The organism is Bradyrhizobium sp. AUGA SZCCT0177 (genome assembly GCF_018130125.1).
In the GTDB taxonomy this organism is placed as follows: domain Bacteria; phylum Pseudomonadota; class Alphaproteobacteria; order Rhizobiales; family Xanthobacteraceae; genus Bradyrhizobium.
This window is the reverse complement of record NZ_JAFCMA010000010.1, coordinates 19,074-40,676: the sequence shown is the minus strand read 5'-3', so window position 1 is coordinate 40,676 and position 21,603 is coordinate 19,074. Positions and strand designations below refer to the sequence as shown.

The 21,603-nt window shown below is 63.7% G+C and carries 18 protein-coding genes and 1 pseudogene; 8 read left to right on the top strand and 11 right to left on the bottom strand.

Features of this window, described 5'->3' with window-relative positions; translation table 11 throughout:
• Window positions 1–22: 22 nt before the first annotated feature.
• The 5 genes and pseudogenes from pdxA to lptF form a co-directional block, all read right to left on the bottom strand.
• Window positions 23–1,018, bottom strand: a pseudogene (pdxA, locus tag JQ597_RS13630) (4-hydroxythreonine-4-phosphate dehydrogenase PdxA); the annotation flags it as partial.
• A gap of 3 nt (window positions 1,019–1,021) precedes the next feature.
• Window positions 1,022–1,969 (bottom strand): peptidylprolyl isomerase, encoded by a 948-nt coding sequence (locus JQ597_RS13625; RefSeq protein ID WP_502754430.1) that lies wholly within the window; start codon window positions 1,967–1,969, stop codon window positions 1,022–1,024.
• 81 nt (window positions 1,970–2,050) lie between these two features.
• The gene (locus JQ597_RS13620; protein WP_212264959.1) at window positions 2,051–4,450 is read right to left on the bottom strand and encodes an LPS-assembly protein LptD; all 2,400 of its coding nucleotides are present in this window, start codon (window positions 4,448–4,450) and stop codon (window positions 2,051–2,053) included.
• A gap of 98 nt (window positions 4,451–4,548) precedes the next feature.
• Window positions 4,549–5,646 (bottom strand): LPS export ABC transporter permease LptG, encoded by a 1,098-nt coding sequence (gene lptG, locus JQ597_RS13615; RefSeq protein ID WP_212264786.1) that lies wholly within the window; start codon window positions 5,644–5,646, stop codon window positions 4,549–4,551.
• Window positions 5,643–6,809, bottom strand: coding sequence for an LPS export ABC transporter permease LptF (gene lptF, locus JQ597_RS13610; RefSeq protein WP_212264785.1), 1,167 nt, complete (start codon window positions 6,807–6,809; stop codon window positions 5,643–5,645). Before lptF ends, lptG begins: the two co-directional genes overlap by 4 nt.
• 362 nt (window positions 6,810–7,171) lie before the next feature.
• On the opposite strand from lptF, the gene JQ597_RS13605 reads away from it, so the two are divergent.
• The 3 genes from JQ597_RS13605 to JQ597_RS13595 all read left to right on the top strand — a co-directional run bounded on the left by JQ597_RS13605 (window position 7,172) and on the right by JQ597_RS13595 (window position 9,793).
• Window positions 7,172–8,671 carry a leucyl aminopeptidase gene (locus tag JQ597_RS13605; protein ID WP_212264784.1) on the top strand — a complete coding sequence of 500 codons (1,500 nt, stop codon included), beginning with the start codon at window positions 7,172–7,174 and terminating at the stop codon, window positions 8,669–8,671.
• Between the two features lie 10 nt (window positions 8,672–8,681).
• Entirely contained in the window at window positions 8,682–9,134 is a 453-nt protein-coding gene (locus tag JQ597_RS13600) for a DNA polymerase III subunit chi (RefSeq protein WP_212264783.1), read from the top strand.
• 161 nt (window positions 9,135–9,295) lie between these two features.
• A complete protein-coding gene (locus JQ597_RS13595) occupies window positions 9,296–9,793 on the top strand; it encodes a hypothetical protein (RefSeq protein ID WP_212264958.1) in 498 nt (165 codons plus the stop codon).
• Window positions 9,794–9,980: 187 nt separating this feature from the next.
• Here JQ597_RS13595 and JQ597_RS13590 read toward each other — a convergent pair whose 3' ends face one another.
• Window positions 9,981–11,855, bottom strand: coding sequence for an ABC-F family ATP-binding cassette domain-containing protein (locus JQ597_RS13590; protein ID WP_212264782.1), 1,875 nt, complete (start codon window positions 11,853–11,855; stop codon window positions 9,981–9,983).
• An 82-nt stretch (window positions 11,856–11,937) separates the two neighbouring features.
• Between JQ597_RS13590 and JQ597_RS13585 the strand changes: the two genes are divergently transcribed.
• From JQ597_RS13585 to JQ597_RS13575, 3 genes are all read left to right on the top strand, one after another.
• Window positions 11,938–12,132: a hypothetical protein gene (locus JQ597_RS13585; protein ID WP_212264781.1), complete on the top strand. Its 195-nt coding sequence runs from the start codon at window positions 11,938–11,940 to the stop codon at window positions 12,130–12,132.
• A 445-nt stretch (window positions 12,133–12,577) separates the two neighbouring features.
• Window positions 12,578–13,000, top strand: coding sequence for a nucleoside-diphosphate kinase (gene ndk, locus JQ597_RS13580; RefSeq protein ID WP_192740707.1), 423 nt, complete (start codon window positions 12,578–12,580; stop codon window positions 12,998–13,000).
• Between the two features lie 60 nt (window positions 13,001–13,060).
• Complete coding sequence (locus tag JQ597_RS13575; protein WP_212264780.1) at window positions 13,061–13,900, top strand: TerC family protein; 840 nt, start codon at window positions 13,061–13,063, stop codon at window positions 13,898–13,900.
• Between the two features lie 158 nt (window positions 13,901–14,058).
• Here JQ597_RS13575 and ppx read toward each other — a convergent pair whose 3' ends face one another.
• The 4 genes from ppx to JQ597_RS13555 form a co-directional block, all read right to left on the bottom strand.
• A complete protein-coding gene (gene ppx, locus JQ597_RS13570; RefSeq protein ID WP_212264779.1) occupies window positions 14,059–15,561 on the bottom strand; it encodes an exopolyphosphatase in 1,503 nt (500 codons plus the stop codon).
• A gap of 27 nt (window positions 15,562–15,588) precedes the next feature.
• A complete protein-coding gene (locus tag JQ597_RS13565) occupies window positions 15,589–17,787 on the bottom strand; it encodes an RNA degradosome polyphosphate kinase (RefSeq protein WP_212264778.1) in 2,199 nt (732 codons plus the stop codon).
• Between the two features lie 161 nt (window positions 17,788–17,948).
• Window positions 17,949–18,626, bottom strand: a complete 678-nt coding sequence (locus JQ597_RS13560; RefSeq protein WP_212264777.1) for a P-loop NTPase family protein — start codon at window positions 18,624–18,626, stop codon at window positions 17,949–17,951.
• Between the two features lie 88 nt (window positions 18,627–18,714).
• Window positions 18,715–19,257, bottom strand: a complete 543-nt coding sequence (locus JQ597_RS13555) for a CDP-alcohol phosphatidyltransferase family protein (protein ID WP_192740702.1) — start codon at window positions 19,255–19,257, stop codon at window positions 18,715–18,717.
• A 159-nt stretch (window positions 19,258–19,416) separates the two neighbouring features.
• Between JQ597_RS13555 and purM the strand changes: the two genes are divergently transcribed.
• Both purM and purN read left to right on the top strand, forming a co-directional pair.
• A complete protein-coding gene (gene purM, locus JQ597_RS13550; protein ID WP_212264776.1) occupies window positions 19,417–20,490 on the top strand; it encodes a phosphoribosylformylglycinamidine cyclo-ligase in 1,074 nt (357 codons plus the stop codon).
• A 4-nt stretch (window positions 20,491–20,494) separates the two neighbouring features.
• Window positions 20,495–21,145 (top strand): phosphoribosylglycinamide formyltransferase, encoded by a 651-nt coding sequence (gene purN / locus JQ597_RS13545; protein WP_212264775.1) that lies wholly within the window; start codon window positions 20,495–20,497, stop codon window positions 21,143–21,145.
• 31 nt (window positions 21,146–21,176) lie between these two features.
• On the opposite strand, the gene JQ597_RS13540 is transcribed toward purN, so the two are convergent.
• Window positions 21,177–21,503 carry a hypothetical protein gene (locus tag JQ597_RS13540; protein WP_212264774.1) on the bottom strand — a complete coding sequence of 109 codons (327 nt, stop codon included), beginning with the start codon at window positions 21,501–21,503 and terminating at the stop codon, window positions 21,177–21,179.
• Window positions 21,504–21,603: the final 100 nt, after the last annotated feature.

The following is a 21,603-nucleotide window of genomic DNA, read 5'->3' as shown; positions in this document are numbered from 1 at the left end:
TATCCACTTCGCTGGAAAACGCTCTGGCCGCCGCCATGCGCGCGGCGAGCCGCAACGCCGCGACGAGGCTCGACGGGTTGGCGCGGCCGGTGCCGGCGATGTCGAACGCGGTGCCGTGATCGGGCGAGGTGCGGATGAACGGTAATCCCAGCGTGACGTTGACGGCATCCTCGAACGCGATGGTCTTGATCGGGATCAGCGCCTGATCGTGATACATGCAGATCGCGCAGTCGTAGGTTTTTCGCGCGGCTTCGTGGAACATGGTGTCGGCGGGCAACGGCCCCCGGACCTCGATGCCGTCGCGCCGCAGGATGTCGACGGCCGGCGCCACCACCTCGATATCTTCCATGCCGAGCGAGCCGTCTTCGCCGGCATGTGGATTGAGGCCTGATACGGCCAGACGCGGGCTGGCGAGGCCAAAGCGGGCTTTCAGGTCGGCCACCGCGATGCGGGCCGTCGTCACGATCAGATCGGTCGAAAGCTGCGCGAGCGCGTCGCGCACCGATAGATGGATCGTCACCGGCACCACCGCGAGCGCCGGCGACCACAGCATCATCACCGGCTGCGGTGCCGCCCCGCCATTGGCGGCAAGCTCGGCGAGAAATTCGGTATGACCGGGATGACGGAAGCCGGCGCGGTACAGCACGCTCTTGGCGATCGGGTTGGTGACCACAGCGCTGGCCCGTCCGGCTCGGACATGGTCGACGGCCTGACGGATGGAAGCGAGTGCGGCGCTTGCGCTGGTGGTATCCGGCTGGCCCGGCGGCGCGGTTGCGGCTTCGCCCGTCGCCACGACAGGCAATGCGCTGGCAAAAACGGCGGCCGCATCCTCCGGACTGGTGTCCGCGAGTTCGATTTTCAATCCGAGAATCTTTGCCCGCTCGGCGAAGCAGTTGCGATCGCCGAGCAGATAGAACGGCGGGAGGTCCAGTTCGTTACGCCGGAGCCACGCTGCGATGGCGATGTCGGGACCGATGCCCGCAGGCTCGCCGGATGTCAGCGCGAGGGGCTTTGCCATGCATCAACGACATTCGATCATTGCGGCTTTGCGGATCTCGGCCAGATAGGCTTTCTGCTTCGCCTCGTACTTCTCGGTATACATCTTTTCGCGGATTTCCCGCTTCTTCGGCGAATCGACGGTGGTGGGCTTCCTGCTGCACAGGGCGACCATTTCCACGCCCTGTTTGGTGATCTCGGGCGGGGTCAGATGGCCGATCGGAGTCTTGTCGAGCATCTCGCGCAACGGGGGAGCAAGCTCAGCCGATGTTTTCGTGACGGAGTCGCGGATCGTGCCGTTCTGCATCGACTTGAAGTAGGAGTTGGCCGCCTCGCAGCTCTGGACGCGCTCGCGCAGCACTTCCGCTTCCTTTTTCCGCGCTTCGATCGCGCCCGGCGGAGCACCCCGCGGCACCAGCAGCACGATCGGCTGCATCTTGTATTCGAAGGCTTCGACCTTCGTTGCCTCGCCGCCTTCCTGGGCGGCGGCGTTGACCTCCTTCTCGCCGACCTGGAGGCTCTCCTTGTACCGGCCGCGCACCAGGCTGGTCCAAACCATCTCGGCCTTGAGGCGGGCCTTCAGGGTCTCCGGCCGGATGCCCTGGCTTTCAAGTGATTTTGTCAGCTGCTCGGTCGAGAGCCGCATCCGCGAACCCATCTGGGCGTAGGACTGATCGACATCGCTGCCCGTGGGGTCGACGCCATACTTCTTGGCTTCCCGGATCTTCACCTTTTCGTCGATCAGCTGGTCGATCACTTCCTGGCGGGGCATCTGCTTGCGGGTCGTCAGGAAGTTCAGCTTGGTGCGCTGCTCGATATCGAGATTGGTGATGGGTTCGCCGGTGACCATACAGGCGATCGATTGCGCGTGCAGGTGAGTGCCGCTGCTGGTGAGCATGGCCAGCGCAACCGAGCAGCCTGCGATCCGGGACCGAAGGCGATGATGTCGAGGCTTGATGGTCGTCATGCTCATGTCAGGCGCATCAACCAATTCGATCCGCAATACGCCGGGAACTGTTCGGCAAGGCTTCCCACGTTCAAGGCTTCGCCCACGCTACTGAATGCCGCCGGCGCCGGAGGCCGACGTGGACGAATTGGCAATGGTCCGCAGGCCGATCTGAAGCATGAACCCGTGACTGAGGACCGGCGGCGTGGTGCCGGCGGAATAGGTATAGGACGTCACATAATTGGCAGCGAGCACGAAGCAGTCGTCCACATAGCCTGCGCCGATGATGTACTGATTGAGCTTGTTGGCTTCAAGATCCCACCGCGCGGAACCCGACACCACCCAGTTCGTCGCCAGCTTGACCGATGCGCTGCCGAGCAGGCCCTCGCGCCGGGTCAGGTATCCAAGGGCTGGCTGCGCCGCATAATTGCCGTACAGCAGGCTGACCGACCAGCGGTCGAATGAGGCGCGGCCCTCGGCCTCGAAACGATTGAGGTTGAGCGTTGCTTCGTCCATGCGCGAGCGCACGCTGAACGTATAGGTCCGGTTGGGCGAATAGTTGACGCGGGCGACATAGTCGGAGCGCGTGTTCTGCAGGCCGGAATCGACACCGGTATTGGTCAGGTCGGCGACCGCGAACGAGTTCATGCCGAACAGCTGATAGGATTGTCCGAACAGCACATTGACGCTGCCGCCGCGGTCGAATTGCGTGGTCGCCTGCACGCCGACATTGGCGCGGCCGCCGCCTTCGATGCGGTCGTAGCCCGAGAATTTGTCGATCGCGAACAAATTGCTGGCGTCGAACACCATGCTCTGCGCGTCTTCGTTGGGCAGCCTGCCGGCATAGGTCTCGTTGGGGCGGATGATGACCTGCGCGATCGGCTCGATCGTGGTGGTGCCCCAGGGCTGAACGTTGATGAAGGGATAGCGATATTCGAGGCCGACGGTCGGCATCACGCGCAGCGCGGTGGTATCGCCGACAGGCAGGAAATTCGAGACGCCCGGCTGATTCGAAATCGAGGCATCGACGGCGTCGACGCGGGCGATCGCGAACGGCGTCCAGATTTGACCGTAAGGGTCGGTGTACGACCGCCGCCATTGCGCTTCCGCGGTGAACCTTGTGTAGGTGCCGGGGATGCCGCGCAGCAGACACTGCGTGGGTACCCGCGCGAGCGGATCGGCGGACGCGGTGGTGCAGAGCGCGTTGGTGTTTGCCATCGTCGTGATCGGGTCGAACGCCGCGGTCGAGCGCGACAGGCTGGTGAAGTTGGTCTTGTAGCCGACCTCACCGCCGAAGATCGGACTGTTGATCACGTTGGAATAGTCGACCACCGGATGGATGACCGGAACCTTCTCCTGGCTGCCGGAGAAGCTGAGGTAGTAGATCGTGCGCGCGTCGAAGAAGCTGCGATTGCCGACGCCGGTCAGATAGAGCTGCGAGATCGCTTCGGTCGGCAGGCTCAGGAACGATCCCAGCGTATCCCTGTACTGGGCCAGCCGGTAGTCGGACATGAAGAAGTAGTCGGACAGCAGCACGCCGTCCCAACCCCAGGTCCATTTGTCATTGATGGCGAACTGGCCCCTGGTTTCGACGCCGCCGCGGAAGTTGCGGTCGCCGGGCTGGCCGGCGAAGGCGCTGGGCTCAAGCTGGTTAATGCCATAGGCGCGGATCTGGTACGAGCCGTTGATCAGGCGTTGGCGGAATTCGCCCTGAAACAGCACGCCTTGCCGGGTCGTGATACGCGGATTGAAGGTCGCGTCGTAGTCCGGCGCAATCGCCCAATAGAACGGCGTTTCCACGCCGTAGCCGTAAGGCGTGTACGAGCTGAGGAACGGCATCAGGAAGCCGGTCTTGCGCTTCACGGTGGGATCGGGCGTCGAAAAATACGGCAGATACGCCATCGGCACACCGAAGAATTCGAGCTGGGCGTTCTCGAAATACAGCATCTTCTCGGTCTGGTCGTGGATGATGCGCGCACCCTTGACCTGCCACAAAGGCGGCTTCTTCGGATCGTCCTTGCAGGGCGCGCAGGCGGTATACACGCCGTTTTCGAACACGGTGTAATTGCCGCTGGTCCGGTCGGCACGGGTTGCCGCCATCCGCGTCGCATCCTCGGTGTCGACGCGCAGCGAATCGACGAAACCGTCACGGTAGTCGTCGCTCAGATCCATGATGTTGGCGTAGGTGACTTTGCCTTCGGCATCCGTCAGGCGGATGTTGCCCTCGGCGTGAAGGCGCTTGGTCTTCTGGTCGTAGATGACCTTGTCGGCCTCGACGCTGGTGCCGTTGTAGAACATCTGCACGTTGCCGACCGCCGACACGCGCTGGTTATTGTAGTCGTAGTCGACCTCGACGGCCTGCACGAGCATTTGCCCGTTGTTGTTGACGGGCCGGGGCGGCGGTTTGGGCGGCCGCGGATTGTAAGTGAAGCCCTGCGCCGAGGCGGGTGCCGTCCAGGCAAGCCCGATCATGCCTGCGAGCGCAAAGCCGGCGAGCAGGGCGATCATCGGGACGCCAACGGCGGCCAAGCGGCTCCGATAGCGGCGCAGCAGGCTGCGCCGCCTGAACGCAGGCGACCTCAACTGGCGGGCGGCGACAACGGCCACTACCCGTCCTCCTGGTACAGCAAGGCCAAAAAACCGGTGAGGCCGCCCACGCATACGGGCAACCACGCCGCAGCGATGGGATGCATCAACTCAGCCTTGCTCAAATCCTCAGTTACTTTCGACAGAACGTAGAGCAGAAAGCCCGCACCCACGCCACTCAAAACCATCTTTTGCACGCCGCCCATCCGGAAGAAGCGAAGGCTGACCGACGCCGCCAACATCACCATTGCAGCCAGCAAAAACGGCTGTGCGATGAGCTTGTGATACTGCAAACGGTAGCCGGCGGTCGCAAATCCCGAGCTCTCCGAAGATCGGATATAGCCGGGGAGTTGCCAAAAAGACACAGTTTCCGGGGTCGAGAAACTGTTGCGAATCTGGGCCGGCGTCAGGGTGGTTGTGATGTACAGGTTTTCCTGTTCGATCGGCGGCTTGTCGAGGGAGTATCGGCGCACCGATTTGAACGCCCAGCGGCCTTCTTCCAGCGACGCCTCGCGGGCCTCGATTCGTTCCTTGAACTGCAGGTTTGTATCAAACCGGAACACCGTGAGACCGGTCAGCCGCACGCCCTGGCGCTCGCTGCGGGCGGCGTTGATGATGGTCTGGCCCTCGCTGTTGATCTGGTTGAGCCAGAATCCGGACGCGTCCTGGATGCCGCCGCCGGGTGCCGAGCCGAACAGTTCGGCCTCCATCCGCTTGGAAAGTTCGCGCAGGTTGGCCGACATCGGGTTGTAGGCCACCGTGGCGATGGTGCCGAGGATGATCGCGCTGGCCAGCGCCGGCGAGATGAACTGCCACGCCGATACGCCGGCGGCGCGCGCCACCACGAGTTCGAGCCGCCGCGACAGCGCGAGGTAGCAGGTCATCGCGCCGATCAGGACGCAGAACGGCATCAGCTTTTCGAGCAGCTGCGGAACGCGGTACAGCGACGTCTGCGCGACCGTGATCGCCGACGCCGACGCCAGCCCCGAGGTCTTGCGCACCATTTCGATGTAGTCGACCAGCACCAGCAGCACGAAGATGCTCGCAAACACGCCCACCGCCGCGACCAGGAAGCGGCCGGCGAAGTATCGCCCGAGCGTATTGGTCAACATGCTCATGCTGTGGCCGGCCGTCCAAAGAGCCGCGCGAGGCGCGCATTCGATTTGTTGATCGCCTCGATCAGTGCGGCCGGCGGTTCCACCACCACGCCGCCGACAATCATCCACAAGCCGACGCCGATCGATGCGAACAGCATCGCGTACTGGACCAGCGCGGCGGCGGGATTTTTCACCGCCATGACGGAGCAGGCGAATCCGGCCATGCGCAGGCCGAACACCGCGATAATCGAACCGCCGATCGAAAAGTTGCGGCTCTGCCGCGTGGTGCGCGGCGTGCCCAGAAACGCGAACGTCAGGACCGCGAACGCGAACGGATACACCGGCGCCATCAAGCGGTCGTGCAATTCGGCGTAAAATTGCCCGCCCAGTTTCTTGAACGCCGGATCGTTTTCATCGGGCGAAACCAGTTCCCAGATGTAGCGTTCGCGAATCCCCAGCACCGCGTCGCGCTGATTGGAGAATTTCGACATGTCGAATGCGTAGCGGCCGAACGCCACCAGCGCGGGGTCGCGTTTTCCCGCCTCGAAGCGTTCGAGATTGCCGTCTTCCAGCACCAGGTACGAGCCGTTCTCGTTCTTCAGCACCGTGCCGTGATCGGCGATGATGGTGACGCGCTCTTTCGGATCGCGGCGATCGTCGACGAAGATGCCGGCGAGCACGCCGCCCGGCAGGCGTTCGCGGATGCGAATCGTCAGGTTCTGGTCGAGCTGGGCGAAGCGACCGGGCTGCAGGATGTTGGTCAGCACGTCGGCGGTGATCTCGGCGTCCCATTGCTTGATCCGGCGCATGCCGTCGGGAGCGAGAAAGGCGCCGATGAAGGCGACCATCAGCGCCACCACGCAGGTGGCGTAGAAGAAGGGACGGAACAGCCGGAAAGGCGAGAAGCCGGCGGCGTTCATCACGATGATCTCGGAATCGGTGGCGAGCTTGTTCAGCGTGTGCGAGACCGCGATCATCAGCGCGATCGGCGCGATGATCAGAACCAGCGCGGGAATCACCAGGCTGGTGATGCCGAGGAAGGTGATGATGGTCTGACCCTGGCTCGTCATCAGGTCGATGCCGCGCAACGCCTGCGTAATCCAGATCACGCCCGTCAGGCTGACCAGGACCAGCGCAAACGACGCAAGCGTCGTGCGGAAGATATACTTGTCGATAGACCCCATCGTTTACCGCACGATCCCACCTAGCGTGCCAAAAGAGCGGCTTGCGACCAATCCCGAAACCGGGATCCCCAAGGTCGCGCCGCCAGCCTTTCAGCCGTCTCCACTCTCTCTACCATCCCTTTGATCCGTCAACAAAATGGCCGGGCCGTGGCACCCTTAGGATATGGTTAATTATTCGGCCCCTGTGGCCTTGGGGCCACGCAGGCGCTTGGCAGCGCCGCGGCTGACAGGCCATAGTGTGGCAAATCAAGGTCCCGGCAGATCGGGACCGCCACCAAGAGACTCATTCTGAATACCGCTCCGCGTATCCTTGGGACCGTTTCCGGTCCCGCAATCAGCCCTGAATTCTGGAGGAATTGCCTATGTCCGACGCCGTCAAGGTCGGCTTTGTCCCGTTTTCCGCGGCGTCCCGCGGCATTCTGGTGGTGTTTTGCGACGATGCGCTGAAGTTCGGCGCGGCGACCCGCAAGGCGCTGGGATCAGCGGCCGACACCGTCAAGCGGGCGGCGGCGGCCAACCAGTTCAAGGGCAAAAGCGGCGCGGCGCTGGACATCCTGGCGCCGGAGGGAATCAAGGCGCCGCGGCTGATCGTCGTCGGTCTCGGCAAACTGTCGGCGTTGAAGGAGAAGGATTTTCTCAAATTCGGCGGCGTCACCGCTGGCAAGCTCAATGCCGCCAGCGACGCCGTCACCATCATCGCCGAACTGCCCGATGGCGCGATGCAGCCTGATCAGGCCGCCGCGATCGCGGCGGGCGTCCGGCTGCGCGCCTATAAATTCGACCGCTACAAAACCAAGAAAAAGGACGAAAACGGCGCCTTGCGATCAGATGTTTCGATTGCGGTGGCTGACGTTGCCGCCGCTCGCAAGGCCTTCGCGCCGGAATCGCACGTCGTCGACGGCGTGATCATCGCGCGCGAGCTCGTCAACGAGCCGCCGAACGTGCTTTTCCCGATCGAGTTCGCTCGCCGCGCCAGTCAGCTCAAGAAGGTCGGCGTCAATGTCGAGGTGCTCGACGTCAAGGCGATGACCAAGCTCGGCATGGGTGCGCTGCTCGGCGTCGGCCAGGGCTCGACCCAGCCCAGCCGCACCGTGATCATGCGCTGGAACGGCGGCAAGAAGGGCGCGCAGCCGGTTGCCTTCATCGGCAAGGGCGTCTGCTTCGACACCGGCGGCATTTCCATCAAGGGCGCCGCCAGCATGGAAGACATGAAAGGCGACATGGGGGGAGCTGCCTGCGTCGTCGGCCTGATGCATGCGCTGGCGGCGCGCAAGGCCAAGGTCAACGTCGTCGGCGCCATCGGCCTCGTCGAGAACATGCCTGACGGCAATGCCCAGCGTCCCGGCGACATCGTGACCTCGATGTCGGGGCAGACCATCGAAATCATCAACACCGATGCCGAAGGCCGGCTCGTGCTGGCCGACGTGCTCTGGCACGTCAACAAGAAGTTCAAGCCGAAATTCATGGTCGACCTGGCCACGCTGACCGGCGCGATCATGGTCGCGCTCGGCACCGAACATGCCGGCTTGTTCTCCAACAATGACGAGTTGTCGGAACGGCTGAGCAATGCCGGCTTTGAGACCGGTGAGAAAGTCTGGCGTCTGCCGCTCGGTCCGGAATACGACAAGCTGATGGATTCGCAGTTTGCCGACATGAAGAATGCCGGTGCACGGTACGGCGGCTCGATCACCGCCGCCCAGTTCCTGCAGCGTTTCGTCGACGATACGCCGTGGGCGCATCTCGACATCGCGGGAACAGCGATGGGCGCGCCGAAAACCGAGATCAATCACAGCTGGGGTTCCGGCTACGGCGTCCGTCTGCTCGACCGGCTGGTCTCGGAATACTACGAAGCAAAGAAATAGTAGAGGCCGGATGACGGAAGTCCTGTTCTACCATCTGCAGAACATGTCGCTCGAAAGCGTCCTGCCGCCGCTCCTGGAAAAGTCGCTGGAGCGCGGCTGGCGCGTGGTCGTGCAATCGACCTCGCAGGAACGCACCGATGCGCTCGATGCGCATCTGTGGACCTACAGTGATGATTCGTTCCTGCCGCACGCCACCTGGCGCGCCGCGGATGCGCCGGATCAGCCCATCATCCTTTCGACTGAGGAGGGCAATCCGAATCGCGCCAATGTCAGGTTCCTGATCGACAATGCCACGTTGCCCGCCGATTCCGACAGCTACGAGCGCCTGGTGCTGGTGTTCAACGGCGACGATTCCGACGCGCTGACCGCGGCGCGTGGCGTTTGGACCGATTGCAAGGCCCGCGGCTTCGAGGTGACCTATTGGCAGGCCGACGAGCGGGGCCGCTGGCAGCGCCGACAATAGCGACATAAGACAATTAATGATAATTTGAAGTTTCTTCCGGCGGGCTTGTGGGTAGCCATGGTCGTGCCGCAAAGTGATGTTGGGACAAGTAGTTACATTAGGGGTGGGAGCCTGGGTCCAGCGTGCGAGACGGAACGTTCAATCGAAAGCCATTGCTGGCGTTGCTTCTGCTCGGTCCCGTGATCGCGGGCTGCAGCGGCGCGCCCGACCTGCTTTCGAAGGATGCAGATTGGTTTTCGCGTCCCAGCCGCATCTTCATCAAAAACATTTCGATCGAGACGCCGCCGCTCACGCCAGACAAGCCGGTCACGGCGGAAGATCTTGTCTCCGCCGACGGCGCCTGTCCGGGAATGGCGCCGCCGCCCGGTGCGGCCGACGCCAATGCGCAGGCGGGTAGCAATCCGCCGCCCTCGACGAGCGGTACCGTCGCACTTGGCCATACCGAATGCGACGTGGTGCGCGGCATCGGCGCGCCCGACAACGTCAACTTCTCCAATAACGGCCGCGGCGATCGCGTTGCTATCGTTACCTATTCGCGCGGCCAGCGCGCCGGCATCTACACCTTCACCGCCGGACGTCTGTCGTCGATCGAGCGCGGGCCCGAGCCGGTGCAACAGCCGAGGGGCGCCAAGCCGAAGCGAAAGCCGGCAGCGACGTAGTCATCTGCCTCAGGGCATCATGAAGCCGTAGGGTGGGCAAAGGCGCATCAGCGCCGCGCCCACCGCCTTCCATTTTTGCGATCTTGATGGTGGGGACGCGGAGCCTGTCATCGGGCGCGCGTTCGCGCGACCCGTTGGCTTTGCCCATCCTGCGCACTACGCACCAATCGCGTAGCAATAGGCTTGGCTAACCCGTCGCCTCGTCATATTGCGAACTCGCCTCCAGCCAGTCTTCCTCAGCGCGCTGTAGCGCGCTGGCTGCACCGGCGCGGGCCTTGCTGAGCTGGGCGGCCTGCTTCGGATCGCGCGTGAACAGATCCGGCAGCGCGAGCGCGGTATCGATCTTGGCGATGATGCCGTTGATGCGCGCGATCTCGGCCTCGGCCTCGGCGATTTTCTGCCGCAGCGGCGTGCGCTTTTCGCTTTTGCCGCGCTCGGGTTTTGCGTTTTCCCTTGCGCGCTCATTGCCACGGTCGCGCGAAGCGGGTCTGACGTCGCGGATCGACAGCACCATCCGCCGATAATCGTCGAGATCGCCGTCATAGGTCGTCACCGTCTGGTTGGCGACCACCCACAATTGATCGGCGCAGGCTTCGATCAGATAGCGGTCATGCGAGACCATGATGACGGCGCCGGGAAATTCATTGATGGCTTCGGCCAGGGCGGCGCGGCTGTCGATGTCCAGATGGTTGGTCGGCTCGTCCAGGATGATCATGTTGGGGCCGTAGAACGTCGCGAGGCCGAGCAGCAGCCGCGCCTTCTCGCCGCCCGACAGGCTCTTCACCAGGGTGTCGCCGGCCTTGCCGGAAAATCCGATGGCGCCGACCCGCGCGCGCACCTTGCTCTCGGGCGTCTCGGGCATCAGCTTGCGGACATGGTCGTAGGGCGAGCCATCGAGGTTGAGTTCGTCGACCTGATGCTGCGCGAAATAGCCGACCGACAGTTTTTCCGCACGCGTGATCCGCCCCGAGAACGGCGGCAGCTTGTTCGCGAGCAGTTTTACAAGTGTCGATTTGCCGTTGCCGTTCGATCCCAAGAGCGCGATGCGATCTTCGGTGTCGATCCGCAGCGTGACGCGGTTGAGCACGGGCTTTTTGGGATCGTAGCCGACCGAGACGTCATCGACCGCGATGATCGGCGGCGACAGCATCTTTTCAGGCGTCGGGAATGAAATCTCGCGCACGTCCTGCGTCACCAGCGCCGTGACCGGCTTCATCCGCTCCAGCATTTTCACGCGCGACTGGGCCTGGCGCGCCTTGGATGCTTTCGCCTTGAAACGGTCGACGAACGCCTGCAGCCGCTTGCGCTCGTCCATCTGCCGCTTGGCGTGCTTGGCGTCGAGCATCTCGCGCGTGGCGCGCTGCTCCTCGAACGACGAATAGGTGCCCTTGTAAAGCGTCAGCTTGCCGCGATCGAGATGCAGGATCTGGTCGACCGACGTGTCGAGCAGATCGCGATCATGGCTGATCACGATCACCGTGCGCGGATAATTCGCCAGATGGTCTTCCAGCCAGAGCGTGCCTTCGAGGTCGAGATAGTTGGTGGGCTCGTCCAGCAGCAGCAAATCGGGCGCCGCGAACAACGTCGCGGCGAGTGCGACGCGCATGCGCCAGCCGCCGGAGAATTCCGAACAGGGGCGGGCCTGATCCGCGGTCGAGAAGCCGAGGCCCGAGAGGATCGCCGCGGCGCGGGCAGGCGCCGAATGCGCATCGATATCGACCAGCCTGGTCTGGATCTCGGCGATCCGGTGCGGATCGTCGGCAATCTCGGCTTCCTGCAACAACGCGTCGCGCTCCAGGTCGGCCTTCAGCACGACGTTGATGAGGCTTTCCGGCCCGTCGGGTGCTTCCTGCGCAAGGCTGCCGATGCGCCAGCGCGGAGGTATCGAGATGCTACCGGATTCGGTCGGCAGATCACCGCGAATCGCGTGAAACAGCGTTGATTTCCCGACGCCGTTGCGGCCGACAAAGCCGACGCGCGCGCCGGGCACGATCTGTACCGAGCTGTCCTCGATCAAAAGCCGTCCGGCAATCCGGATCGAGATATCTGTGATTGAAAGCATGCGGCCTTGTCACCGGACCCGCCGCCAAACGCAACCGATTTATCTGACGAACAGGCTCTCCTGAGCCTCCCGATACAGGTTAATGCCGCTCGTTCTCGCGCCGGCGGAGCTCATTGATCAATTGCTGCAATCGGGGCGAGAGTTCGGTTTCCGGACGCATATACTGCTGCAAGCGTTCGCCGACGGCATCGCAGATCGATTGCGAAGTCCGGTGATCGATCTGCTCGAAAACGGGATTGATTCGGCTATCCATGGCGAGTTCCAGCGTCGCTTTTGAGTAGATCTGAGTAAGTTGCTGCAGGATCAAGTCACGAGGCTGCGATTTGTTTCCGGTTGCAGAACTCCTATGCATGCATCTGAAACGAGCCGAAAAAGCGCAGTCCCACTGGTTCCCTGAATGGCCGGGGGCCATAGCGGGCCCGCCGAAGCGGATGCGGGCCTACTCCCAGCGAAGCCCCGGCAATGCAATGCGATCGATTGCGAAACGCGATCATCCGATCGCGAAGCGTGATCGTCTCCGCGAGGTTTCGGCGCGGAAAACGCGCCATCCGTGAGCTCGCTTCGGATCGGCCCGCAAGACGCCCGATCCGGGGGCGGGCAGGGGGCTGGCCAGCGAAAACGCGTCAAAACTGCGCGATAGCGCGGCATTGGGTCGCTTGCCGTCGCAGGACTGCGCCGATATAAGCCCCCAACTCCCAATCAGTGTTTGTAAGGACGTAACTATGGCGATGGAACGCACTTTCTCGATCATCAAACCCGACGCGACCGAGCGCAATCTGACTGGCGCCGTCAACGCGTTGATCGAGAAGGCGGGTCTTCGGATCGTGGCCCAGAAGCGCATTCGCATGACGCGCGACCAGGCTGAAACCTTTTACGCGGTCCACAAGGCGCGTCCGTTCTTCGGCGAACTGGTCGACTTCATGACGTCGGGCCCGGTCGTGGTGCAGGTGTTGCAGGGCGAGGGTGCGGTGCTGAAATATCGCGACGTGATGGGCGCCACCGATCCGTCGAAGGCGGCCGAGGGCACGATCCGCAAGGTTCACGCCAAGTCGATCGGCGAGAATTCGGTGCATGGTTCGGACGCGACGGAGACGGCCGCGATTGAAATCGCGCAGTTCTTCTCCGGCAACGAAATCGTCGGTTAATTCAAAACGAGCGGCGCGCGAGCGCCGCCCAGGACGGCCAAGCGCCGGGGGGAGCATGCTGTGAACTGGGTGCTGCAAATTTTCGATCCGGCGACGATCTCGACTTTCTTCACGCAGTTCCAGGCCGAGATGCAGCAGCCCGCCTTCTGGGTCGCGCTCGGCAAGATCATGTGGATCAACATCCTGCTGTCGGGCGACAATGCGCTCGTCATCGCGATGGCGTGCCGCGGGCTGCCGCCGCGCCAGCGGTTCTGGGGCATGATCCTCGGCGCCGGCGTCGCCGTTGGGCTGCGCATCATCTTCACCGGCATCGTCGTGTCGCTGATGGCGCTACCGTTCCTCAAGCTGGTCGGCGGACTGGCGCTGCTCTACATCGCGGCCAAGCTGTTGGTGCCCGAAGATGAAGGTGAGGGCGACGTGCACGCGGCGGCGCATCTGTGGGCTGCCGTGCGGATCGTGGCGATCGCCGACATCGTGATGAGCCTCGACAACGTGATCGCGGTTGCGGCGGCCGCCAATGGCAGCATTCCGCTGCTGGTGATCGGCCTTGCGATCAGCGTTCCCCTGATCGTTGCCGGTGCGGCGCTGATCATGGCGCTGCTGACGCGCATGCCGGCTCTGGTGTGGGCCGGTGCAGGCCTGCTCGGCTGGGTCGCGGGCGAGGTGATGGCCACCGATCCTGCCGTCGTTCCGCATTTGCGTGCGCTTTCCGACGGCCCGGTCGGCGTCCAGCTCGACAAGCTATTCGGCTGGACCGGCCTGCACTTCGCCAATGGCGGTCATGGCGCCGAGGTGGTGTGCGGGCTGATCGGCATCGCGATCGTGCTGGTGGTGGGATCGATGTGGCGCAAAAGCGCGCAGCAAAAACACGCCGCCGAGCACGCCGCCAAGGCGGCGTAGGTGTTCAGACAGCGGATTGCGTAGCGAACGGCTCGCATCGCGAAAACGGTAACGCCCGGGAATCTCCCGGGCGTTTTTTATGTGAGCTTGGCGTTCTCGGCGATCCGTCGCATCCCTCCTTGGGGCCGCTGTGCAATGAGACAGGGATAATTCTGTCTTTACCGCCGCACGATCGAGCCGGAGCGTCCGACCAGCCGCGCCAGTTGCTTGAAGCGGCTGCCGACACGGTCGGCGACCAGATCGACCATCCGGTGCTCGAACACCAGCATCAGCTTGCGGCCCTGGCTGCGGAAATGCGTCGCGGGCAGCACGCCGGTTCGCGCCGCCGAGATCAGATGCGCAACGCGGAACGCCGCGCCCAGCATTCTGGCGCGTTCGTCCATCGCCGGAGGCACCAGCTCGCGAATGCGCGCCGGCGGTTCGTTTTCCTCGCTGAGACCGGCGTAGCGATAAAACACCGACAGCGCGACAAAGGCGCGGCCCTGGTGGCTGATCGAGCCGAAATTGCCGTTGGTGATCAGGCTCAGCGTCTCCTCGCCGCGATGGTCCGGATGCACCCGCCAGCCGATGTCGGACAGCAGGCATGCGGCGTGGCGCAGCCGCCGTTCCTCGACGGTTTCGCGCAGCTTGACGACCCTGACCAGACGATCGGTCCACGAGACCAGTTCTTCGGCATGGCGGGCGGACCGCGACAACAGCTGGTTCAGCGTTTGCGCGGCGCAGATAAATCCATCGAGGGCGCGTTCGGATGGTGGCAGCTTTTCATACAGCAGCCCCTCGCGCACGCCGAAGGTCGAGAACACGATGGTCTTGGGCCTGGCAACGCGAATGATGTGTTCGAGCACCAGCGCCGCGTAGGTCAGCAGCGGCCGCCGCGCGTCGGAGATCATCTCGATATTGGCCAGCATGTTGGCCGCGGCCAGCCGCCTCAGCCGCTGCGCGAAGTCGAGCGCTTCCGCCGCCGGGATCGAATAGCCGTGCATCACCCGCAGCGGGTAGTCGCTCTGGATGATGTGGATGCGCGCCAGCGCGCGCCAGGTGCCGCCGACCGCATAAAAGGTGCGGCCGCGGCCGGCCTTGAGCTGGGCGACGTCGGACAGTTCGTCCCGGACGATTCGGTCGGCGCGTTTCAGCGATTTGTCCGACAGATCCTGCAGCGCCAGGCTGCCGAGCGGTAGCGTGACGCCGCTGCGGACGCGGTTGCGGTGCACGTCGATCAGTTCGAGCGAACCGCCGCCGAGATCGCCGACGATGCCGTCGGGATTGTGCACGCCGGACACGACGCCGAGCGCCGACAATTTGGCCTCGCGCGGTCCCGACAGAATTTGAATGGGGGCGCCGCAGATGCGCTCGGCCTTGGCGATGAAGTCGGGGCCGTTGGAGGCGTCGCGGCAGGCCGCCGTGGCGATCGCATAGACGCGGCCGACCTTCTGGATCTTGCACAACGCGCGAAACCTCCGCAGCGCGGTCAATGCCTTGGCGACGGCGTCGGTCGCCAGCAGCCCGGTGGTCTGGACCTCGCGGCCGAGCCCGCACAGCGCCTTCTCGTTGAAGATCGTGACGAGGCTGCGCGCCATCGTTTCATAGACGACGAGACGAACCGAGTTCGAACCGATATCGATGACGGCGACGCTGGTTGCGCGCTGGCGCGGCCGCTTCACCGCCAATCCCCCATATGACGCAACCCGCTAGGACGAATGCTGACGCTCATTACGGCGCGTGAGGCGGCGCGGCGAAGATTCCTTGAGAGACTTTCCACGGCCTGACAGACTCGGATTCGTCATGAAGTAGTTGTGCAGATTGAACGGCTCTTCGCCTTTCGCGGCCTTCATACGCGTTGAAGACCCGTCCGGCAACAATTGCCAGCTTTGCTCGGTATCCTTCAGGTTCGCGACCATGATCTGTTCGAGAACCTGCTGATGAACCGTGGGATTTTGCAGCGGACAGAGCACCTCGACGCGGCGGTCCAGGTTCCGCGGCATCATGTCGGCGGACGAGATATACACAGCAGCTTTTGTGCTCGGCAGGCCTTGACCCATGCCAAAGCAGTAGATTCGGCCGTGTTCGAGGAACCGGCCGATGATGGATTTGACGCGGATGTTCTCGGAAAGTCCGGGCAGCCCGGGCCGCAGGCAGCAGATGCCGCGCACCACGAGCTCGATCGCGACGCCGGTCTGCGAGGCCTCATACAGCGCATCGATGATGTCGGGGTCGACCAGCGAGTTCATCTTCATCCAGATCGCGCCGGGCTTGCCGTGGCGGGCGTAATTGGATTCACCCTTGATGTGTTCGATGATGCGGTTGCGCAGCGTCAGCGGCGACACCGCCATGCGCTCGATGTCGCTGGGTTCGGCGTAGCCGGTGATGTAGTTGAATACCCGAGCCGCATCGCGCCCGATGATCGGGTCCGAGGTGAAGTAGGACAGGTCGGTATAGATGCGCGCGGTGACCGGGTGATAATTGCCGGTGCCGGTGTGGACATAGGTGGTGAGGTTGCCGCCCTCGCGGCGCACCACCATCGACAATTTGGCGTGGGTCTTCAGTTCGATGAACCCGTACACCACCTGCACGCCGGCGCGTTCGAGGTCGCGCGCCCAGCGGATATTGGCTTCCTCGTCGAACCGCGCCTTCAGCTCGATCAAGGCGGTCACCGACTTGCCGGCTTCGGCGGCTTCGGCCAGCGCGCGCACGATCGGCGAGTTGTTCGAGGTGCGGTAGAGCGTCTGCTTGATGGCGACCACGTCGGGGTCGCGGGCGGCCTGTTGCAGGAACTGCACGACGACGTCGAAGGATTCGTAGGGGTGATGGACCACCAGATCCTTCTGCCGGATCGCAGCGAAGATATCGCCGCCATGGTCGCGCACGCGCTCGGGATGGCGCGGCACATAGGGCACGAATTCGAGGTCGGGCCGGTCGAGCCGCGTCAGCTGCGACAGCTCGTTCATCGCCAGCACGCCGTCGACCAGGAAAATCTCGTCGTCGGCGGTGGACAGCGCTTGCTGCACGAAGGCGCGAAGCTCCTCCGGCATCTTGGCTTCGATCTCGAGCCGGATCACCGATCCGCGCCGCCGCCGCTTCAGCGCGGTCTCGAACAGGCGGACCAGATCCTCGGCCTCTTCCTCGATTTCCAGTTCGGAATCGCGGATGATGCGGAAGGCGCCCTGGCCCTTGACGGTATAGCCGGGGAACAGGCGGCCGATGAACAGGCCGGTGGCCTGTTCCAGGGTGATCAGGCGTACCGCGCCGTCCTTGCCCGCGGGCATGCGGATGAAGCGGTCGATCTTGCCGGGCATGCGGATCAGCGCGTTCATCGGCTTGCCGTCGGCGACCCGCGACAAATGCAGCGCGATCGTGAAACCAAGGCTCGGGATGAACGGGAAGGGGTGCGCCGGATCGATGGCGAGCGGCGTCAGCAGCGGGAAGATGTTATGGAGGAAGTGATCCTCGATCCAGCTCCGCTCGGCCTTGGTGACGTCATGGCCATCGACCAGAATGATCCCGGTCTTGGACAGAATGGTGCGCAGGTCGCTCCAGATCGCCTGCTGATCCGAGGCGAGTTCCGAAACCGTCTTGTTGATGGCGACGAGCTGCTCGGACGGGGTCAGGCCGTCGGGGCTGCGTTCGGCGATACCTTCACGGACCTGCGCCTTGATACCGGCGACACGGACCATGAAGAATTCATCAAGGTTATTGGCTGAAATCGACAGGAACCGGACCCGCTCCAGCGTGGGGTGGCCGGGATTGACCGCTTCCTCGAGCACGCGGCGATTGAAGTGCAGCCAGGACAGCTCGCGATTGATGAACCGCTCCGGGCTGGTGGCGATGGCCAGTGGCGCTTCGGCAACTGCGTCTTTTTCTGTTATTTCAATAGCTTGTGCCGAGTCCATGAAGTTTCGGTCCATCTCAGTTGGAGCGCAGCGCCAGTTTAGGCGGATGCCGTGCGCACCATGTGATAGTTGGATGACGTTTCGATGACATTGATGTTCCGCCCGCCGCCGCCGTCAAGGCGGCGGGGGCGTGACATGGCGCGCAGCGGCAGCAGCGCCCGTCAGGCGTTGCGCAGCAATTCGGCTGCCAGCGCCCGGGTCACCGGCCGGCCGAGCCGCAGCGCCTCGCTATCCAGCAGGTCGATGGCCTGGCGCGCAGCCGCATAGGATCGCTCGATCCGGCTGGCGAGATAGCTCACGACAGTCTCGTCGATGCTCAGCTGCCGGTCGGCGCAGAATTTGACGATCAGGCTGCGGAACAACAGATCGTCGGGCGGCAATAGCGGCACCGTCGGCACCGCGCGCAGCCGCGACCGCAGATCGCGCAGCTCGACCTCGAAGGCCGATGGTGCCATCCGCGCCGTCATCAGAATGAAGGCTTCGTCTTCCCGCCCCAGATTCATCAGGTGGAACATCGCACGCTCGTCGAAATCCCCCGGTTTCAGGTCCTCGACCACCAGCGCCCCCGTCGCAAGCGCGCCGGGTACGGCGGTGGGCGTCAAAGCGCGTGCGGATATCGAGCGGGCGCCGGCTTGCTCGGCCCAGATCGCGGCGAGATGGCTCTTGCCGGAGCCTTCCGGGCCTACCAGCAGCATGATGCGGTTGGGCCAGTCGGGCCAGCTTTCGATCAGCGCCAGGCCCGCCTCATTGGCCGGCCCTTCCAGAAAATTGTCGCGGGTCAGGCTTTCTGCATGCGGCAGCGCAAAGGCAAGCTGACGGGGTTGAACGCGAACTGCCACGCAAGTCTCCGGAACCATGGCGTTTTCAAGCGAAGTGGGTACCGGTTCGCGTGAGGACGCGTCAAACAAAACGCTTCAAACAAAACGCCTATTTGGCCTCGATCGTACTCATGTGCCGCACCCACTCCACGAGATAGAGGGAGACGGAAACCAAAGTAAAGACCGTAACAAAGCCCATCAGGATCAGGTCGTATGGCGTCGGCTTGAAGTTGAAGCCGAGCGACGCCAGCACCAGGGCGGCGAACGCCACCTGCGCCACCGTGTTGAGCTTCGAGACCATCAAGGGTTTCATCGGGATAGGCTTGTCGAACAACCATGACACAATCACGGCGGTGACGATCATGATGTCGCGCGACACCACCAGGATCACGATCCACAGCGGCACCGCGCCCCAGATTCCGAGCGAGACGTAGATCGAGACCAAAAGCGCCTTGTCGGCGAGGGGATCGAGCAGGGCGCCGAGCTCGCTGGTCATATTGAAGCGCTTGGCGAGGAAACCGTCGACGGCGTCGCTGACGCCGGCAATCACGAAGATAGCGAACGCGATCTCCATCTGCCTCGAGGCGATCGCCCAGACGATAATGGGCACCAGGATGATGCGACCCAGTGTAATGATATTCGGAATATTCAACTCGGTCGCTTCCCGGCTACCGGCCTAATTGCGTAACAGATCCGGCCCTTTGCGGGGCGGGCCGGTTGTTATCTACATAGTATATCGACCCCGCGCTTGCGAGCCATTGCAGGATCGCCGAAATCCTCGTAACCAGCCGTCTTCTGACGGGAATTGAGCATGATCGACCGCAAAAACGGGCTCACTTACGCCGATTCGGGCGTCGATATCGATGCGGGCAATCGCCTCGTCGATCTCATCAAGCCGATGGTGCGTGCCACCGCCCGCGCCGGCGCCGACGCCGAGATCGGCGGCTTTGGCGGGCTGTTCGACCTCAAGGCAGCCGGCTTCACGGACCCGGTGCTGGTGGCCGCGACCGACGGCGTCGGCACCAAGGTCAAGATCGCGATCGAGACCGGCCTGCACGGCGGAATCGGCATCGACCTGGTGGCGATGTCGGTCAATGACCTCGTGGTGCAGGGCGCCGAGCCGCTGTTCTTCCTCGACTATTTCGCCTGCGGCAAGCTCGATCCGGAAGCTGCGGCCGCCATCGTGGCCGGCATTGCCGAGGGCTGCAGGGAGTCCGGCTGCGCCCTGATCGGCGGCGAGACCGCGGAAATGCCTGGCCTCTACAAGGACGGCGATTACGACCTCGCGGGCTTTGCTGTGGGGGCTGCCGAGCGCGGCACGCTGCTGCCGAGTTCAGACATTGCGATCGGCGACGCCGTGATCGGTCTTGCCTCCTCGGGCGTGCATTCCAACGGCTTCTCTCTGGTCCGCAAAATCGTCGAGAATTCCGGCCTCGGCTTTGACGCCCCGGCACCGTTCTCGCCCGTGATGACGCTCGGCGGCGCGCTGCTGGCGCCGACGCGGCTCTATGTGAAATCGTGCCTGCGCGCGATCCGCGAAACCGGCGCCATCAAAGGCCTCGCCCACATCACCGGCGGCGGCTTCACCGACAACATTCCGCGCGTGCTGCCGAAGCATCTCGGGGTCGGCATCGATCTGGCGCGGCTGCCGGTATTGCCTGTCTTCAAATGGCTGGCCGAGCAGGGCGGCATCGCCGAGCTCGAATTGTTGCGCACCTTCAACTGCGGCATCGGCATGATCGCGATCGTCAAGCCGGATGCGATCGACAGGGTCACCGAAATCCTCACCGAGGGCGGCGAGACTGTCGCCCTGCTCGGTGAAGTGATCGCGGCGGAAGGCGAGCATCGCGTGGTCTATAACGGTCATCTGGACCTGTCGCGGTGACGCCGTGAAGCGCCGCGTCGCCATTCTGATCTCCGGGCGTGGATCGAACATGGCCGCGCTGATCGACGCGGCCAAAGCACCGGATTTCCCGGCGGAAATCGTCACCGTGATTTCCAACCGCGCCGATGCCGGTGGCCTGGAAAAGGCTGCTGCGAGCGGCATTCCCACGACCGTGATCGAGAGCAAGCCGTTCGGCAAGGACCGCGCAGCCTTCGAAGCGGTGCTGCAGCGGGCGCTCGATGAAAAGAATGTCGAGCTGATTTGCCTTGGCGGATTCATGCGGCTGTTCACCGCCGAATTCGTCAAACGCTGGTACGGCAAGATGCTCAACATCCATCCCTCGCTGCTGCCGTCCTTTCCGGGCCTCGATCCGCACGGCCAGGCGCTGACGACCGGCGTGAAGATTTCAGGCGCCACCGTGCATTTCGTGATCCCGGAAACCGACGCGGGGCCGATTGTGATGCAGGGCGCGGTCGCGGTGGCCGATGGCGACACCGCCGAGACGCTGGCTCAGCGCATCCTCGTCATCGAGCACCGCATCTATCCCGAAGCGCTGCGGCTGCTCGCCAGCGGCAAGGTCCGCCTCGAAGGCGACATCTGCAGGATTTCGGGACAGGCCGCGCCGGACGGAACCCTGATCTGGCCCGCGGTGTGATGCGGCGCTTGCAGCGCGCGCGGGCGGCTGGCTAACGGGCAGGCGCTGCGGCGGGCGGCCAGCGCTGGTCAAGCGGCGCCGGGGGCTCTGGCGGGGGCACGCTGGCGCGCTGTGCCGGCGCTGGTTTGGGCCGGGCGGCGGCTAGGGGCGGCGCAGGTGCGGGGCCTGCAAAACAACTGATCGAGCCGATCGTGGTCGAACCATATTGCACGTAACCGCTGGTCTGCTGCGGCGAATGTGGCGCATTGATCGGCAGATAGACCATGCAGATCGTGCCGTCGACTGGATCGCGCAATCGCTGGATGACGGTATCTTTCAACGGCCCTCCGAATTGCCGCTCGATCTGCATGGTCGGCATCTTGCTCCAATCCACCGGCTGGGCGTGCGCAAGCGGCGGCGACAGCGCAAGGCTTGCCGCACACACGCGCCATGTGGACAGGGCGCGCCGCCGGCCCTGC

Coding starts and splice junctions, on each gene's coding strand:
- JQ597_RS13620 (WP_212264959.1), bottom strand. CDS start 4,450: ATGATCGCCCTGCTCGCCGGCTTTGCGCTCGCAGGCATGATCGGGCTT.
- JQ597_RS13590 (WP_212264782.1), bottom strand. CDS start 11,855: ATGCTTTCAATCACAGATATCTCGATCCGGATTGCCGGACGGCTTTTG.
- JQ597_RS13565 (WP_212264778.1), bottom strand. CDS start 17,787: ATGGACTCGGCACAAGCTATTGAAATAACAGAAAAAGACGCAGTTGCC.
- purM (WP_212264776.1), top strand. CDS start 19,417: ATGATCGACCGCAAAAACGGGCTCACTTACGCCGATTCGGGCGTCGAT.
- JQ597_RS13600 (WP_212264783.1), top strand. CDS start 8,682: ATGACGGAAGTCCTGTTCTACCATCTGCAGAACATGTCGCTCGAAAGC.
- JQ597_RS13540 (WP_212264774.1), bottom strand. CDS start 21,503: ATGCCGACCATGCAGATCGAGCGGCAATTCGGAGGGCCGTTGAAAGAT.
- JQ597_RS13585 (WP_212264781.1), top strand. CDS start 11,938: ATGCCGCTCGTTCTCGCGCCGGCGGAGCTCATTGATCAATTGCTGCAA.
- ndk (WP_192740707.1), top strand. CDS start 12,578: ATGGCGATGGAACGCACTTTCTCGATCATCAAACCCGACGCGACCGAG.
- lptG (WP_212264786.1), bottom strand. CDS start 5,646: ATGAGCATGTTGACCAATACGCTCGGGCGATACTTCGCCGGCCGCTTC.
- JQ597_RS13605 (WP_212264784.1), top strand. CDS start 7,172: ATGTCCGACGCCGTCAAGGTCGGCTTTGTCCCGTTTTCCGCGGCGTCC.
- lptF (WP_212264785.1), bottom strand. CDS start 6,809: ATGGGGTCTATCGACAAGTATATCTTCCGCACGACGCTTGCGTCGTTT.
- JQ597_RS13625 (WP_502754430.1), bottom strand. CDS start 1,969: ATGAGCATGACGACCATCAAGCCTCGACATCATCGCCTTCGGTCCCGG.